The following is a 15047-nucleotide window of genomic DNA, read 5'->3' as shown; positions in this document are numbered from 1 at the left end:
CGTCCCGCTCAGGCGGGCAGCCGCACGCGGCGGTTCAGCTGCTGGCCGATGTCGGACGCCGCCGTGTCCAGCAGTTTGTGCGCCAGTTCGAACAGCGCGCGGGCCGTCGCGATTTCGTCCCCGATCTGGGGGACCTCGGGATCGTCGGGATGCCGCCGCGCCGTGCCGTGGCCGTGTACGACCTGGCCGCTCGGCGTGGTGAACCCGACATCGCACGTCGTCTTCGAACCCTGTTCGACGACTTGGAGATCGAGGGTGATCGTGTGCGTCTCGTTCATGGTCGCCTCCCGGGCCGTGCTGGGCAGAGCGCCACCACGGTGACTCCAGGATGGAGGTCGCGCTGGCGGAACGGAACCCGACGCGTCACCCACACGGGGTGGAACCGGACCCCTGCACGCTCTGTGATCGAATTCACCGGGTTTGACCTCGCGGGGTTCGCGGGCGAAGATGCGGCGGTCGGTGACAGAGGAACCCGGTGCGAATCCGGGACGGACCCGCCCACTGTGACCGGGTGAGCGGGCGCCGCGCAGGAATGGCCACGGCCGGAGACGGCGGGAAGGCCGACGGCGCTCGCGATGATCCGGGAGTCAGGAGACTCAGCACCGACCCCGCGCCGCACCGCGGCGCGCGGCGCCCTCGCCGGCCCCTCGGGCGGGAAACCCAGGAGGTTCGTGGACCGATGTCTCGCGTGCTGCGTCCGCCGCGCGGACGAGCGCGGCCGCAGCGCTGCGGAGTGCGGTTCGGCGCGCCGCGGTGGCGCGCGCGTGCCCGCGCAACCGCGGGCGAGCGCGCCCGCGCCGCCGTCCGGTGCCCCCGGCGCGGTCCCGGGGAGCGGGCGCGCCGCGGAGTCGAACGCGCGCCCGGCGCGGAGCGGCCGGGCGCGCCGAGCCCGATCTCATGCGAAGGATGACCGTGCGCAGGAAAGTGCATCCGATCGAAACCGAGTCCTACCGCATCATGCGGCAGCGCGCCGATTTCGCGCACCACCCGCCGCTGGCGCGCGCCGTCGTGGAGCGCGTGGTGCACACCACCGCCGATCCGAGCTGGGTGGGCGAAGTCGTCACCACCGAGTCCGCAGCTGAGCAGGGTCGGCGCGCGCTCGTGGGCGGCGCGCCGCTGGTCTGCGACGTGCGCATGGTCGCCGCGGGAGTGACCGCCCGCGACTCGCGCGTCGGCCTGGACCACCCGTCGGTGGCGGAAACCGCCGGACAGGCGGAAATAACCCGATCGGCCGCGGGAATCCGTTGCGCCGCAAGGGATTTTCCCGACGGTGCGGTGTGGGCCATCGGGAACGCCCCCACGGCGCTGACCGAGCTGCTGCGGTTGGCCGCCGGCGGCGAGGTGCGCCCGGCGCTCGTCATCGGGGTGCCGGTGGGTTTCGTCGGCGCCGTCGAGTCGAAGGCCGCGCTGCGCGGGAGCGGACTTCCCGCGGTGAGCACGCTGTCCGAGCGCGGCGGTGCCGCCATCGCGTCCGCTGCGGTGAACGCGTTGTTGTACTGGCAAGATTGACGAATCCGGAGGTAACCAGTGAATCGACCGCGACCACTCCTGCTCGTCGGACACGGCACAGTGGACGAAGGCGGGGTGGGTGAGTTCCGCGCGTTCACGCAGCGGGTCGCCGAGCGCGTCTCCGCCGCGGGGATCGACGTCGGCGGAGGGTTCATCGAACTGTCCGCGCCCGCCGTGAACGAGGCGTGGGACGACCTCGCCGAACGCGGCCACGCCGAAATGGTCGCCGTGCCACTGGTCCTCGTCGCCGCCGGGCACGGCAAGGGCGACATCCCGGCCGCGCTGGAGCGCGAGGTGAAGCGCAACCCCGCCACCCGCTACGTCTTCGGCCGCCCGCTCGGCCCCCACCCGACGCTGCTGTCGGTGCTGTCCGAACGCATCGAGGCGGAGGTTCCCCGTTCGGAGTGGACGGACACGGCCGTCGTCCTCGTCGGCCGCGGCTCCACCGACCCGGACGCGAACTCCGAGGTGTCCAAGGTCTCACGGCTCTTGCAGGAAACCGGCGGTTTCGCCACCGTGGAGACGTCGTTCATCTCGCTGGCACCGCCGGACGTTCCCGGCGGTCTGGAGCGCGCTCGCCGGCTGGGTGCGAAACGGGTCGTGGTGGCGCCGTACTTCCTCTTCGACGGAGTGCTGCCGCAGCGGGTCGTGACGCAGGCGCACGAGTACGGCGAGCGGAATCCGGACATCGATGTCCGGGTCGCCGGGTACCTGGGCAACACCGACGCGCTGGCCGACCTCGTCGTGGAGCGCTACCACGAGGCCCTGCACGGCGACATCCGGATGAACTGCGATACCTGCGCGTATCGCGTGCTGCTGCCCGGGTTCGAGGACAAGCTGGGCCAGCCGCAGACACCGCACCACCACCCGGACGATCCGACCGGACAAGGTCATGGCCACGGACACGCACATGGGCACGCGCACTGACACACCGACAGAGCACCACTACCTCGCCGGGTTGGACCTGCGCGGGCGACGCGTCGTCGTCGTCGGCGCGGGCACCGTGGCGCAGCGGCGCCTGCCGCGGCTCGTCGGCGCGGGGGCCGAGGTCGAGGTGATCGCACCGGAGGCCACCCCCGCCGTGGAGTCCATGGCCGATCGCGGCGAGGTGCGCTGGACGCGCCGCGCCTTCGCCGCGGGCGACCTCGCCGAGGCGTGGTACGCCGTGGCGGCGGCCTCCGACGACGCGGTCAACGCAGCCGTCGGCGCGGAAGCCGAGCGCAACCGGGTGTTCTGCGTGCGCGCCGACGACGCCCCCGCGGGCAGCGCCGTCACCCCCGCCGTGGGCGAGCACGACGGGCTGCTGCTCGGGGTGCTCGCAGGGGGCGAACCCCGGCGGTCGGTGGCGGTGCGCGACGGCCTCGTGGAGGCGCTGCAGTCCGGCGTCGTCGACGAGCACGCGGAACCGCCGTCCCCCGGCGTCGCGCTCGTCGGCGGCGGGCCGGGCGCGCCCGACCTCATCACGGTGCGCGGGCGGCGCCTGCTGGCCAAGGCCGACATGGTGCTCACCGACCACCTGGCGCCGCGCGAGCTGCTCGACGAGCTCGGCTCGCACGTCGAGGTCGTGGACGCTTCCAAGATCCCGTACGGACGGGCGGCGAACCAGGAGGTCATCAACCGGACGCTCATCGACGGCGCCCGCGCCGGGAAGTTCGTGGTGCGCCTCAAGGGCGGCGACCCGTACGTGTTCGGCCGCGGTTTCGAGGAGCTGCTGGCGTGCACCGAGGCGGGCGTGCCGGTGACGGTGGTGCCCGGCATCACCAGCGCGTTCTCCGCCCCCGCGGTCTCGGACGTGCCGGTCACCCACCGCGGCGTGGCGCACGAGGTGGTCGTCGTCTCCGGCCACGTGCCCCCGGACGACGAGAAGTCGCTGGTGGACTGGCCCGCACTGGCGCGGCTGAGCGGCACGCTCGTGCTCATGATGGCGGTGCGCCGGCTCGACGCGTTCGCCGACGTGCTGCTGCGGCACGGGCGCCCGGCCGACACCCCGGTGGCGGTCATCCAGGAGGGAACCATGCCGGGGCAGCGGACGGTGCGCAGCACGCTCGGCGCGATCGCCGAGGACGTCGAGCATGCGGACGTGGCCCCGCCGGCGATCGTCGTCATCGGACCCGTGGCCGGGCTCAAGTGAGGGTCGAGTGCGGGTCCCGCTCCTCCCGGCGGTCCCGGCCGTCCCCCGGAGCCCGGGCGACGGCCGAGTCCGGACTTCCCGTCACCGCACGATGAGCGCGAAGCGCTGCTCCCCCTCGCGCTCCACCGCGAAGCCGTCCGACCGCACGAGGTCCAGCAGGTCGTCCACTGTGGCGGGTTCTGCGGCGGTCGCGGCGAGGCTGCGCGCCAAGCGCCCCTTGTAGGACTTGTTGTGGTGGCTGACGACCTTGCGCTCGCCGCGGGAGTCCTCCGAGAGCACGCGCACACCCGCGGCGGCGGGAACGCGCGCCAGCGCGGCGTAGGCGCCCGAGCGCAGGTCGACGACGAGCTCGTCCAGCCCGCCCAGCACCGGCTCCAGCACGGGGCGCCACACCGGCCGCAGCTTCCCCGCACCGGGCAGCCGCGCATCGGCCGACATCCGGTACGGTGGGATCTCGTCGGTGCCGCGCACCAGCCCGAACAGCGCCGAGGCCACGGCCAGGCGCCGGTCGGCCCGGCCGCGCTCGTGCCCGTCCAGCGAGCGCACGTCGAGCGCGTCGTAGAGCACGCCGGTGTAGCGCTCCAGCGCGGGCGCCGTCGGGGCCTTCCACAGCTCCGCGTTCAACCGCACCTGGTCCACCTGGCGCTCGGAGATCCCGAGCGCGGACAGGCTCGCCGGGACGTCTTCGGCCAATGTGGACAGTTCGGTGGCCAGCGCGCGGCGCGCGTCGTTCAGCTCCGGGAACGACAGGGACTCCAGCTGGAGCGGAGCGCCCTCGCCGCCGGTCGTCTTCGTCTCCGAGGGAGGCAGCACGATGAGCACGGCCCCAGGGTAGGCGCCCGCACGCACCGACCGGTCCGGCGGGCGCGCCCGGCTGTCACGTCCGCGCGGCGGTGGTGGACCGGCTGGCGCCTCCGGCGCGCACCGGCAGCGCGGACAGGCCGTGGATGATCGAGCTCGCGCGATGGCGCACCGGTCCCGCCCGCCGCAGGTCCGGCAACCGCATCGCCAGGGTCCGCAACGCGACCTCACCCTCCAACCGGGCCAGCGGAGCTCCCAGGCAGTAGTGCCGGCCGCCGGCGAAGGCCAGGTGTTCCCCGCGGTCGCGGCGGGTGATGTCGAAGCGCTCCGCCTCGGCGTGCTGCCGCGGGTCGCGGCCCGCAGAACCGAGCAGCACGAGCACCGTGCCGTTCACCGGCAGCGCACACCCGCCCAGCTCGACCGGCTCGTGCGCCACCCGAACCGTCGCCTGCACCGGGGCGTCCCAGCGCAGCGTCTCCTCCACCGCGGCGGGCGCGCGCTGCGGCTCCGCGCACAGCCGCTCCCACTGCTCCGGGTGGTCCAGCAGCGCGGCCGTGCCGTTGCCGATCAGGTTCACAGTGGTCTCGAAACCCGCCACGAGCAGCAGGTTGCACAGCCCCACCAGTTCAGCGCCCGTGAGCCGCTGCTCGTCGGTGGCGCGCACCAGGTCCCCGAGCACGTCCTCGGTGGGCTCGGCGCGGCGCTGCGCGATCACTCCGTCGAACAGCTGCGCCAGCGCGGCGGTCGACTCCCGCAGCCGCCGCAACTGGCGCACCGACCGCACACCGTCCAGCGCACCGCCGAGCACGCGTCCGTGCCGGGCCAGCCGCTCGGCGTCCAACGGCGGCACTCCCAGCAGCTCCTGGATCACGGCGATGGGCAGCGGCGCGGCGAAGTCCCGGATCAGGTCGAACTCGCCCCGCCGACGGGCCGCATCCACCAGGTCCTCGGCAACGCGGGTGATGCGTTCCCGGTAGGTCTCGAGCCGGCGCGGCCGGAAGGCGGGCGCGACCAGCCGGCGCAGCCGCGCGTGGTCGGGCGGGTCGAGCTCCAGCAGCGACAGGTCCTGGCCCAGCTCATCGGCGAACGGCTGGGACGCGGCGCCTTCCGCGGTGCGCACACCGAAGCGGCCGTCGCGCAGCACCGCGTCGCACATCCCGTGCGTGGACGCCACCCACATGCCCAGGCGGCTGCGCACCAACGGCCCGCGCCGCCGCAGCGTGCGGTACACCGGGTACGGGTCGTCCCGCCACGGCCGGTGCAGCAGGCGCGCCACCGGCTCGCCGAGCCGGGCCTGCGCCCACCCGGCCGCGCCGTAGGCCACCAGCTGCGCGCGCAGGCCGAGCTCGCGGGCGGTGCTGCGAACGCTTTCGTCGACGGGCATGCGGCACCTCCGTGGGGCTCCTCCCCGGAGTACCGCCCCGCGCGGCCGCCGGCAAGCCGCCGTCGGGGGCTTTGCGCACCTCCGAACGGCGGGTCGCTACGCTTCCGGTGTCGGATTTCAAACCCCGTCGAGAGCGAGCAGCCGTGATCACGAGGATGTCGACGTTGTTCCTGCGTACCCTGCGCGAGGATCCGGCCGACGCCGAGGTGCCGAGCCACAAGCTGCTCGTCCGCGCCGGCTACGTCCGCCGCGTCGCGCCGGGGATCTACTCGTGGCTGCCGCTCGGGCTGCGGGTGCTGCGCAACGTCGAGCAGATCGTGCGCGAGGAGATGGACGCCATCGGTGGCCAGGAGATCCACTTCCCCGCGCTGCTGCCGAAGGAGCCCTACGAGGCCAGCAATCGCTGGACCGAGTACGGCCCCGCGCTGTTCCGGCTCAAGGACCGCAAGGGCGGGGACTACCTGCTCGGCCCGACGCACGAGGAGCTGTTCGCGCTCACCGTCAAGGGCGAGTACAGCTCCTACAAGGACTACCCGGCGGTGCTGTACCAGGTGCAGACGAAGTACCGCGACGAGGAGAGGCCGCGGGCCGGCATCCTGCGCGGGCGCGAGTTCGTCATGAAGGACTCGTACTCGTTCGACCTCGACGACGAGGGCCTCGCCCGCTCGTACCAGCTGCACCGCGGGGCCTACATCCGCATCTTCGACCGGGTGGGCCTGCGCTACGTGATCGTCGATGCCATGTCCGGCGCCATGGGAGGTTCGGCCTCCGAGGAGTTCCTCGCTGAGACGGAGACCGGCGAGGACACGTTCGTCCGCAGCAGCGAGTCGGGTTACGCCGCCAACGTGGAGGCCGTCACCACGCCCTCCCCGGACCCGCTGCCCGTCGCGGGCCGCCGGCCGGCCGAGGTCCACTACACGCCGGACACACCCACCATCGACACCCTCGTCGACCACCTCAACGAGCACACCGACCGCGCCTTCACCGCCGCGGACACGCTGAAGAACGTGCTCGTCAAGACCCGCCAGCCCGGCGCCGAGGAGTGGCAGCTGCTCGCCGTCGGCGTGCCCGGCGACCGCGACGTCGACCTGAAGCGGCTCGAGGCCGCGCTCGAACCCGCCGAGGTCGCCCTGCTCGAGGAAGCGGACTTCGCCGCCAACCCGTTCCTGGTGAAGGGCTACGTCGGCCCGAAGGCCCTGCAGGACAACGACGTCCGCTACCTCGTCGACCCGCGCGTGGTCAGCGGAACCGCCTGGGCCACCGGTGCCGACAAGCCCGACCACCACGTCGTCGACCTCGTGTGCGGGCGCGACTTCACCCCGGACGGCACCGTCGAGGCCGCCGACGTCCGCGAGGGCGATCCGTCCCCGGACGGGAAGGGCGTCCTGCGCGCCGCGCGCGGCATCGAGGTCGGGCACATCTTCCAGCTGGGTCGCAAGTACTCCGACGCGGTGCAGCTCGACGCGCTCGGTCAGGACGGCAAGCCGAAGCGGATCACGATGGGCTCCTACGGTGTCGGGATCTCGCGGCTCGTCGCGGCCATCGCCGAGCAGTCGCACGACGAGCAGGGGCTCGTCTGGCCCCGCGCCGTCGCCCCCGCCGACGTCCACGTCGTCATCGCGGGCAAGGACGAGAGCGTGTGGTCGGCGGGCGAGCGCCTCGCCGCGGAACTCGACGAGGCGGGCGTGCGGGTGATCCTCGACGACCGCGCCGCCTCGCCGGGCGTGAAGTTCGCCGACGCCGAACTCGTCGGCGTGCCCACGATCCTCGTGGTCGGCAAGGGCGTGGCCAACGGGGTCGTCGAGGTGCGCGACCGGCGCAGCGGCGAGCGCGCCGAGGTCCCCCTGGAGGAGGCCGCTCGGCACGTCGCCGACCTCGGCCGGTGATCCCGGGTCCAGGTCTCGCCGCTCCGGGCGGTGGACGCCCGGAGCAGCTGCTCCGATCACGGTGACGCCGAGCGTGGTGACGCTGCGGCCGAGCGGCCCGTGCGCTGCGGTTCGCACGTTTCTCGCGACATGCCCAGAACCCCGTTCGGGTGAGGTGCTCGAGGCGGCGGCCGGAGCGTGCTCAGCGGTGCGGGCAGTCAGTCGGAGAGGGCGCGCAGGAGCGGTTCCGGAGCGGTCAGGTCGTCGAGGACGACCTCGGCGCCCGCGGCCCTGAGGTCCGCCGCGCTGCTGCCGCCCGTGGCGACGCCGACCGGGCGGGCTCCGCAGGCCAGCGCGCCGGTGACGTCGTGCGGCGTGTCCCCGGCGACGAAGACCTCGGCGTAGGTCGTCCCGTGCTTGTGCTCGGCCTTGGCCACCGCCTCGGCGACGAGCTCCCGCCGGTGCTCGGTGTCGCTGCCGAAGCCGCCGATGTCGAGGTCCACGTGGCGGTCGAGCTCGAACGCGCCGAGCTTGTTCCGGGCCACCGCGGGCAGGTTGCCGGTCACGACGCTCTGCGTCAGCCCCTCCGCGGCGGCGAGCTCGGCCAACAGCGCGGCAGCTCCGGGGAGGGCGCGCCCGCCGCGGCCGAGCTCCTCCCGCGTGTCCAGCACGGCCCGCGTCAGCGCGGCGAACATCGCCTCGACCGCCTCCGCGGTGACCGGGGCGCCGTGCAGCCGCAGCACGTCCGCGGCGATGGCCCGTTCGGTGCGACCGGCGGTCTCGGGCATGCCTTCCAGTTGCCGTCCGGCGACTTCGGACAGCGCGCGCGTGTACCAGCGGGTGCCGAAGCCCTGGACGTTGACCAGCGTCAGGTCGACGTCCCACAGCAGGAGTCGTTGCGTGCTCACCCGCGCCATCCTGCCAACGGCGTCCCGCCGCCGACGCGGTACCCGCGGAACCGCGCCGGCGGACCCCGCTGCGAGCGCCCGCCGCCGGTCCGCGGGGCGGCGGTCAGCCGGCGAGGAAGCTCAGCCGCACGTTCCGCGCGGGGTTGTCCGCGTTGGTGTCCACGAGGCACACGGACTGCCACGTGCCCAGCGCCATGCGCCCGTCCACCACGGGCACCGAGGCGTACGGCGGGACGAACGCGGGCAGCACGTGGTCCCGGCCGTGCCCGGGCGAGCCGTGGCGGTGCCGCCAGCGCTCGTCCTTCGGCAGCACGTCCTGCAGCGCGCGCAGCAGGTCCTCCTCGCTGCCCGCGCCGGTCTCGATGACCGCGAGCCCCGCCGTCGCGTGCGGCACCCACACGTGCAGCAGCCCGTCGGCCGCCCGGGCCGAGCGCAGGAACTCCTGGCACTCGCGGTTCAGGTCGCGGACGGTCTCCCGGTCGCCGGTGCGGATCTCGATGACATCGGTGTGCATGCCCCTCACCGTAGGTGCCCGGGCGGTGCGGGGCCGGGCCCAGGCGTCTTCCGGAACACCACCGCCAAGCCGCGGGGGCGCGCGCGAGGTGGCGGTGATCACCACCCCTCCGGCATGATCGGAGCATGCGCGAGGCGTTCGGGGCGCTGTTCGACGTCCCCACCGGGTACGTGAACACGGCCAGCATCGGCGTCCCGCCCGCGGAGGCGCTGCGAGCGGTGCGCGAGGCGGTCGGGGACTGGGGCTGCGGGCGCACCGAACCGGGGGACTTCGACACCGCCGTCGCCACCGCGCGGGCGGCCTTCGCCGAGCTCGTCGGGACCCGCCCGGAGCACGTGGCGATCGGCGCGACCGCCTCGCAGCTGGTGGGGATGGTCGCCGCGAGCCTGCCGGGCCGCAGCAGCGTGCTGCTCGCCGAGGGCGATTTCACCAGCGTGGGCTTCCCGTTCGCGGCGCAGCGCGAGCGCGGCGTGCAGGTCGGTGAAGTCCCGCTCGAACGGCTCGGCGAGCACGCCGCGCAGCACGACCTGGTGGCGGTCAGCGCGGTGCAGTCCCGCGACGGGAGCGTGGCGGACCTGGCCGCGCTGCGCGCCGCGCGGCGGTCCGGGACCCGCGTGCTGCTCGACGTCACGCAGGCCGCCGGGTGGATGCCGCTCGGGCTCGACTGGGCCGACTGGGTCGTCGCCGCCGGGTACAAGTGGCTGCTCTCCCCGCGGGGTGCCGCGTGGATGGCCGTGCACCCGGACGCGCCGGCCCTGCTGCCGCACAACGCCAACTGGTACGCCGCGGAGGATCCGGCGGAAGCGCTCTACGGACTGCCGCTGCGGCTGGCGGCGGGAGCGCGGGGGTTGGACCTCTCCCCGGTGTGGCTGGCGCACGTCGGGGCGGGCGCGGCGCTGAGCTGGCTCGCCGGGCAGGACCGCACCGCGGTCGCGGAGCACTGCGTCGGCCTGGCGAACCGGCTGCGCAGCGCGCTGGAGATGCCACCTGGCGATTCGGCGATCGTGAGCGTGCGCCGGCCGGACGCCGGGCGGCGGCTGGAGGAGGCCGGTGTGCGGGCCTCGGTGCGCCAGGGCGGTGCGCGGCTGGCGTTCCACCTGTACAACACCGCCGAGGACGTGGACCTGGCCGCCCGGGCCCTGCGCGGGTGACAGCCCTGCGCGGGCGGTAGCAGCGCGGGCGACCCGCTGCAGGGGTGGCGCGGTGGGCGTGTGGCGGTGCTGACACCGTGATCTGACGGTTGCCCGGCCCCGCTACTGTTGTTTGCCGTGTCGGAAACACCACGTGGAGCGGGCGAGGCCTCCCCAGCGGACCCGGACGCGGGCGCGCAGCGGCACACCACCCCGTTGCGCCGGGACAACTCCCGGATCGCCGCGGATGCGGACGGCGGAACCGGATCGGAGGCGGTGCCCGCGGAGGGGAGTGCGGACTCCGCGGACGCGACGGAGGTGTCTGCGCCACCGGCCGGCGCCGGTGCGGCCGCGGCGCAGCCGGCCGCCGGGACGCCTCCCGCGGCCGGTGCGGAGGAGGCGGAACCGCACACCGACCAGTTCCCCGCGGTGCCGCCGGCGCCCGCGCAGCAGGACCAGCGGCCCGGCCCTCCGCAGCCCGCGGCGCCTCCCGCTGCGGGCCCTCCGGCCGCACCTGCGCAGGGGCCGCCGCCCGCGGTGCAGCCCGCGCCGCCCGCCCCGCCACCGGCGCAGCAGGCGCCGGGCGGCACGGCGCTCGCCCAGCAGCAGCCCGTGCCGGCGATCCGCGGCAACCCGCATCCCGGCCCGCCTCCCGGCGCCGGGCAGAACCCCGGCACGGCCCGGCAGGCGCCGTCGAGCCCCCACCGCCCCTCGTCGAGCCCCCGCCGCTCCTCGGCGTGGACGTGGGCGGTGCGCGGTCTGGTGCTGCTCGGCGTCGCCCTGCTCTCCGGCGCGGCCTGGTGGGCGTTCGGTCTCGGCGGCCCCTCCGGGCAGGAGCGGGCGCAGGACCGGGGGGAGCCGATCGAGCAGCGGACGAAGTACCAGTTCGACATGCTGCAGAAGGAAGGCTGGTTGCCCGGCTGCGCCCAGGTGTCGACGGCCCGGATCGCCGAGTTCTTCGGGCGGAACGAGTGCGTGCACCGCACGCGTGCGCTGTACACGACGACGCTGCCCAACGGCGACCGGGTCGTGACCACCGTGGTCACGGTGCTCATGCACGACGAGCAGCAGGCCGCTCAGCTGGACCGGCTGCTCACCCGGGACGCCACCGGCAACATCAAGGACCTGGTCGACGAGGGCATGGAGACCCACGGCGACCTGCCGGGGCTCAACGACAAGGCCTACGGTTCGCAGCAGCAGGGCGAGCTCGTGGTCATCGGCGACTCCGCCTACATGGACGGGGACACCCCGAAGGACGATCCGCGCCTGCTGGACGTGACCGGCGAGGCGCTGCGGCTCGGCTGGCCCCAGGACCGCGACCAGGGGTGAGCCCGCGGCGATCTTCCCGGCTGCTGTTGGCCGTCGCTCCCCGAGCTCGGGGATCCCGGGGCGAGGCGCCGTCGGAGGTTCCTCCCGGCCGCCCGCCCCCGTCGGTCAGTCCGCGGACCCGCTACGGCTGGCCGGGGAACTCCGGTGCCGCCGGGGAGCGGCCGAGCGCCAGCCGCCAGCGCGTGGTGCGGGTGGCCGCGGTGGTGAGCCCGTCCAGGGCGGTGCGGCGCAGCTCAGGCGAGTCGGTGTTCTCCAGCACCGAGCGCCATCCGACCTGGCAGTCGCGTTCGACGAGCAGGGCCGCGCGGATCGCCGAGGTCTGGTCGCCGACGTCACCGCCCACGTCGTAGGCCAGGGCGGGGGGAGGGGCCTTCTCCCCGGAGCGCCGCAGGGCGCGGTCGGCGGTGTTGCGCATCCGCTCGTGCTCGTCGAAGGCCTCGTCGACGGCCTCGGCCGCGGACCGGTCGGTGACGTGCGCCCGGGCGAGGCCGTACAGCCACACCGCGGCGTGCTCGGCCTCCAGGGCGCTGCGCAGGGCCCGAGCTGCCCTGTCGGACAGGGCGGCCCGGTCGGACGGTCGGCTCACGTCAGCACCTCCAGCAGGCTCGCGCAGCTGGCCGAGACGGACCCGGCCAGACCGGCGCGGTTCGACGGCGCGTTCGGGACGAACTCGGCCGCCCGGTCGCGGGCGCGTTCGAGCTCCCGGCGCAACCGCTGCCGCCCGGTCGCGGCGTCGGCGGACACCTCGGGCGCGGGCACGTCCGGCAGCGTCGGCGGTGCGTCGGCCTCGGGCGGGTGCACCCGCTCGATCTCGCGCCGCAGGGCGCGGGCGTGCGCGCTGCGCGCGTCGGCGACTTCCGCCGCAGCCGCGGCGAGCTCGGAGTGGCGCTCGCCGAGGGCCCGGGCGAGCGCGGCGTCGGACTTCGCGGCCTCGGCGAGGGGGAGCAGCGGGTCGGGTTCGTCCTCGCCGGAGCAGCCGGTCGCCGCGGCGGAGGCGCCGAGCACGACCGCGGGCAGGGCGGCGGCGGCGCGCAGGACGCCCCGGCGGTCGGGCTGTCCCGGGGAGCGCGGGGGAACGTTCACGAGGTTCCATCGTGCCAGCGCCGCTCGGCGGTGATCGGTCGAGGGGAACCGCAACGGCGATTCGTCGACACTGGACGGCCACACGTCGACGGACGGGTCCCGCGGCGCGCCGCGCCACCGGGCGACGCGCTACGCTGGGCGCCCGCGGCCGGCACGTGCAGCACTGGTCGTGAGTTCCGCGTTCCGCCGGCGTGGCGCCGACCGGGCGGGGAACGTCAGCGCCGCGAACGCACCCGCAGCCCCCGGGGTCTCGCCGAGGCCCGATGACGAAACCGAGGAGTGCCCGACGTGTCCAGCCCGCCGAGTGGTGCGGTCACTGCGCAGCTGGAGCCCGTGGTCGCCGAAGCGGTGGCGGCGATGGGCTTCGACCTGGAGGAGCTCGACGTCCAGCCCGCGGGCCGCCGCAAGCTGATCAAGGTCGTCGTCGACGCCGACGGCGGAGTGGGGACCGACGCGATTTCCGAGGTCTCCCGCGCGGTGTCGAAGGTGTTGGACGGGTACGAGCACGTGCTCACCGGTTCGTACACCCTCGAGGTGACCTCCCCGGGGGTGGACCGGCCGCTCACCCGCGCGCGCCACTGGCGGCGCGCCCGGTACCGCCTGGTCAGCATCACCCTGACGAGTGGCGAGTCGTTCACTGCGCGTGTCGGCGAAGCCGATGACGAGGGTGCGTCGGTGCTGGTTGGCGGGAGCGTGCGCCGGGTGGCTTACCGTGAGGTTGAGCGCGCGGTGGTCGAGGTGGAATTCCAGCAGCCACCGGCGCAGGAACTGGCAGAACTCGAGCGGGCTGCGGGCGGCGTTTCCGGGCACGGGGACGACCGGGAGGACACGGAGGAGTCGAGGTGAACGTCGACATCGCGGCGCTGCGGGCGATCGAGCGGGACAAGGACATCCCGTTCGAAACGGTCCTGCAAGCAATCGAATCAGCACTGCTGACCGCATACCGGCACACGGAGGGGCACCAGCCGCATGCCCGCGTGGAGGTGGACCGCAAGACCGGCATCGTCCGGGTGATCGCGCACAGCCTGGCCCCGGACGGTTCCGTCGCGGAGGAGTGGGACGACACCCCGGAGGGCTTCGGCCGCATCGCGGCCACGACCGCCCGGCAGGTCATCCTGCAGCGGTTGCGGGACGCCGAGCACGAGAAGACCTACGGCGAGTTCTCCACCAAGGAGGGAGAGATCCTCGGTGGTGTGATCCAGCGCGACGCGCGGGCGAACTCGCGCGGCATGGTCGTCGTCGAGTTCGGCGAGAGCGAAGGCGTCATCCCGCCGGCCGAGCAGGTGCCGGGGGAGAACTACGAGCACGGCACGCGGATCAAGTGCTACGTGATCGGGGTCTCGCGCAGCGCGCGGGGGCCGCAGATCAACCTCTCGCGCACGCACCCGAACCTGGTTCGGCGGCTGTTCGCGTTGGAGGTCCCGGAGATCGCCGACGGCACCGTGGAGATCCCCTCGGTGGCGCGGGAGGCGGGGCACCGCTCGAAGATCGCGGTGCGCTCCGCTCTCGAGGGGGTCAACGCCAAGGGCGCGTGCATCGGTCCGATGGGGCAGCGTGTGCGCAACGTCATGAGCGAGCTGGGGCAGGAGAAGATCGACATCATCGACTTCTCCCAGGACCCGGCCGCCTTCGTCGGGAATGCGCTGTCGCCCGCGAAGGTTGTCTCGGTGGAGGTCGTCGACGAGCAGACGAAGACGGCGCGCGTGATCGTGCCGGACTTCCAGCTCTCGCTGGCGATCGGCAAGGAAGGGCAGAACGCGCGGTTGGCCGCGCGGTTGACCGGGTGGCGCATCGACATCCGCAGCGATGCCGACCCCAGCTCGCCGACCACGACGGCGGGACAGGTCCCGGTCACGCCGGACGAGGCGGCGAGCTTCGACCCGGGCGTGGACGAGATGCCCACCGTGGGTTCGGCGGAGTGAGTGCGAGGGGTTAGAATCGCCGCAGGATCGACACGAGGGAGCGCATGATCCGCACGGGCAGGTCCGGCCACCGGATGACGGGGCCGGTCCGTACCTGTGTGGGTTGCCGTTCCCGGGAGTCGGTTGATGCACTCTTGCGAGTGGTGGCGGAGAGCGGCGGTGCCGGAGTGGTCGCCGTTCCCGATCCACGACGTCGGCATTCGGGTCGAGGAGCGTGGTTGCACCCCGATCCTGACTGTTTGCAACGTGCGGAGCGCCGCAAGGCGTTCTCCCGGGCGTTGCGGGTGCGAGGTGCCGTCGACGCGTCGGCGGTGCGGGAGCACCTGAGCACCCGCCTCGGGCGGGCGACTCATCGTGTGACCGACGTGGGGAGATCCCCGCGCCAGGCGACGGACAGAAAGCAGGTCGACCCGTCATGAATCAGCCGTGAAGCTGAAGCCATGAACGCGCATCGGCGATAGGACGAGGTCG

General features: G+C 74.1%; 16 protein-coding genes and 1 riboswitch. Of the genes, 9 read left to right on the top strand and 7 right to left on the bottom strand.

The window, feature by feature from the left end:
* Nucleotides 1–8 precede the first annotated feature (8 nt).
* Nucleotides 9–278, bottom strand: a complete 270-nt coding sequence (locus ACVGV0_RS17905; protein WP_459156843.1) for a DUF1876 domain-containing protein — start codon at nucleotides 276–278, stop codon at nucleotides 9–11.
* A gap of 188 nt (nucleotides 279–466) precedes the next feature.
* A riboswitch (cobalamin riboswitch) is annotated at nucleotides 467–597 on the top strand.
* A gap of 309 nt (nucleotides 598–906) precedes the next feature.
* On the opposite strand from ACVGV0_RS17905, the gene ACVGV0_RS17900 reads away from it, so the two are divergent.
* The 3 genes from ACVGV0_RS17900 to cobA are packed head-to-tail and all read left to right on the top strand — an operon-like array spanning nucleotide 907 to nucleotide 3640.
* Nucleotides 907–1509 carry a precorrin-8X methylmutase gene (locus tag ACVGV0_RS17900; protein ID WP_459156842.1) on the top strand — a complete coding sequence of 201 codons (603 nt, stop codon included), beginning with the start codon at nucleotides 907–909 and terminating at the stop codon, nucleotides 1507–1509.
* A gap of 18 nt (nucleotides 1510–1527) precedes the next feature.
* On the top strand, nucleotides 1528–2436 hold the full coding sequence (locus ACVGV0_RS17895; RefSeq protein WP_459156841.1) for a sirohydrochlorin chelatase: 909 nt from the start codon (nucleotides 1528–1530) through the stop codon (nucleotides 2434–2436).
* Nucleotides 2420–3640, top strand: coding sequence for a uroporphyrinogen-III C-methyltransferase (cobA, locus tag ACVGV0_RS17890; protein WP_459156840.1), 1221 nt, complete (start codon nucleotides 2420–2422; stop codon nucleotides 3638–3640). Before ACVGV0_RS17895 ends, cobA begins: the two co-directional genes overlap by 17 nt.
* 81 nt (nucleotides 3641–3721) lie before the next feature.
* On the opposite strand, the gene yaaA is transcribed toward cobA, so the two are convergent.
* Both yaaA and ACVGV0_RS17880 read right to left on the bottom strand, forming a co-directional pair.
* Nucleotides 3722–4462, bottom strand: coding sequence for a peroxide stress protein YaaA (yaaA, locus tag ACVGV0_RS17885; RefSeq protein WP_459156839.1), 741 nt, complete (start codon nucleotides 4460–4462; stop codon nucleotides 3722–3724).
* A 55-nt stretch (nucleotides 4463–4517) separates the two neighbouring features.
* Nucleotides 4518–5825, bottom strand: coding sequence for a cytochrome P450 (locus ACVGV0_RS17880; RefSeq protein WP_459156838.1), 1308 nt, complete (start codon nucleotides 5823–5825; stop codon nucleotides 4518–4520).
* 143 nt (nucleotides 5826–5968) lie between these two features.
* Here ACVGV0_RS17880 and ACVGV0_RS17875 point away from each other — a divergent pair, with 143 nt between their 5' ends.
* Nucleotides 5969–7711, top strand: a complete 1743-nt coding sequence (locus ACVGV0_RS17875; protein WP_459156837.1) for a proline--tRNA ligase — start codon at nucleotides 5969–5971, stop codon at nucleotides 7709–7711.
* Nucleotides 7712–7908: 197 nt separating this feature from the next.
* Here ACVGV0_RS17875 and ACVGV0_RS17870 read toward each other — a convergent pair whose 3' ends face one another.
* Nucleotides 7909–8607, bottom strand: a complete 699-nt coding sequence (locus tag ACVGV0_RS17870; protein ID WP_459156836.1) for an HAD family hydrolase — start codon at nucleotides 8605–8607, stop codon at nucleotides 7909–7911.
* 94 nt (nucleotides 8608–8701) lie between these two features.
* Entirely contained in the window at nucleotides 8702–9112 is a 411-nt protein-coding gene (locus ACVGV0_RS17865) for a secondary thiamine-phosphate synthase enzyme YjbQ (RefSeq protein WP_459156835.1), read from the bottom strand.
* Between the two features lie 125 nt (nucleotides 9113–9237).
* Between ACVGV0_RS17865 and ACVGV0_RS17860 the strand changes: the two genes are divergently transcribed.
* The gene (locus ACVGV0_RS17860) at nucleotides 9238–10263 is read left to right on the top strand and encodes an aminotransferase class V-fold PLP-dependent enzyme (protein WP_459156834.1); all 1026 of its coding nucleotides are present in this window, start codon (nucleotides 9238–9240) and stop codon (nucleotides 10261–10263) included.
* A 117-nt stretch (nucleotides 10264–10380) separates the two neighbouring features.
* Entirely contained in the window at nucleotides 10381–11571 is a 1191-nt protein-coding gene (locus tag ACVGV0_RS17855) for a hypothetical protein (protein WP_459156833.1), read from the top strand.
* A 121-nt stretch (nucleotides 11572–11692) separates the two neighbouring features.
* Here the strand turns inward: ACVGV0_RS17855 and ACVGV0_RS17850 are convergent, their stop codons facing one another.
* On the bottom strand, nucleotides 11693–12157 hold the full coding sequence (locus ACVGV0_RS17850; RefSeq protein WP_459156832.1) for a DUF4439 domain-containing protein: 465 nt from the start codon (nucleotides 12155–12157) through the stop codon (nucleotides 11693–11695).
* A complete protein-coding gene (locus ACVGV0_RS17845) occupies nucleotides 12154–12654 on the bottom strand; it encodes a hypothetical protein (RefSeq protein ID WP_459156831.1) in 501 nt (166 codons plus the stop codon). Before ACVGV0_RS17845 ends, ACVGV0_RS17850 begins: the two co-directional genes overlap by 4 nt.
* Before the next feature lie 288 nt (nucleotides 12655–12942).
* On the opposite strand from ACVGV0_RS17845, the gene rimP reads away from it, so the two are divergent.
* From rimP to ACVGV0_RS17830, 3 genes are read left to right on the top strand one after another with little or no spacing between them, the layout of a single operon-like run.
* The gene (gene rimP / locus ACVGV0_RS17840; RefSeq protein ID WP_459156830.1) at nucleotides 12943–13500 is read left to right on the top strand and encodes a ribosome maturation factor RimP; all 558 of its coding nucleotides are present in this window, start codon (nucleotides 12943–12945) and stop codon (nucleotides 13498–13500) included.
* On the top strand, nucleotides 13497–14576 hold the full coding sequence (gene nusA, locus ACVGV0_RS17835; RefSeq protein ID WP_459156829.1) for a transcription termination factor NusA: 1080 nt from the start codon (nucleotides 13497–13499) through the stop codon (nucleotides 14574–14576). Before rimP ends, nusA begins: the two co-directional genes overlap by 4 nt.
* 44 nt (nucleotides 14577–14620) lie before the next feature.
* Nucleotides 14621–14995 carry a YlxR family protein gene (locus ACVGV0_RS17830; protein ID WP_459156828.1) on the top strand — a complete coding sequence of 125 codons (375 nt, stop codon included), beginning with the start codon at nucleotides 14621–14623 and terminating at the stop codon, nucleotides 14993–14995.
* Nucleotides 14996–15047 lie beyond the last annotated feature (52 nt).

This window comes from Salinifilum ghardaiensis, assembly GCF_054491345.1.
This window is presented reverse-complemented; position numbering and strand designations above follow the sequence as displayed.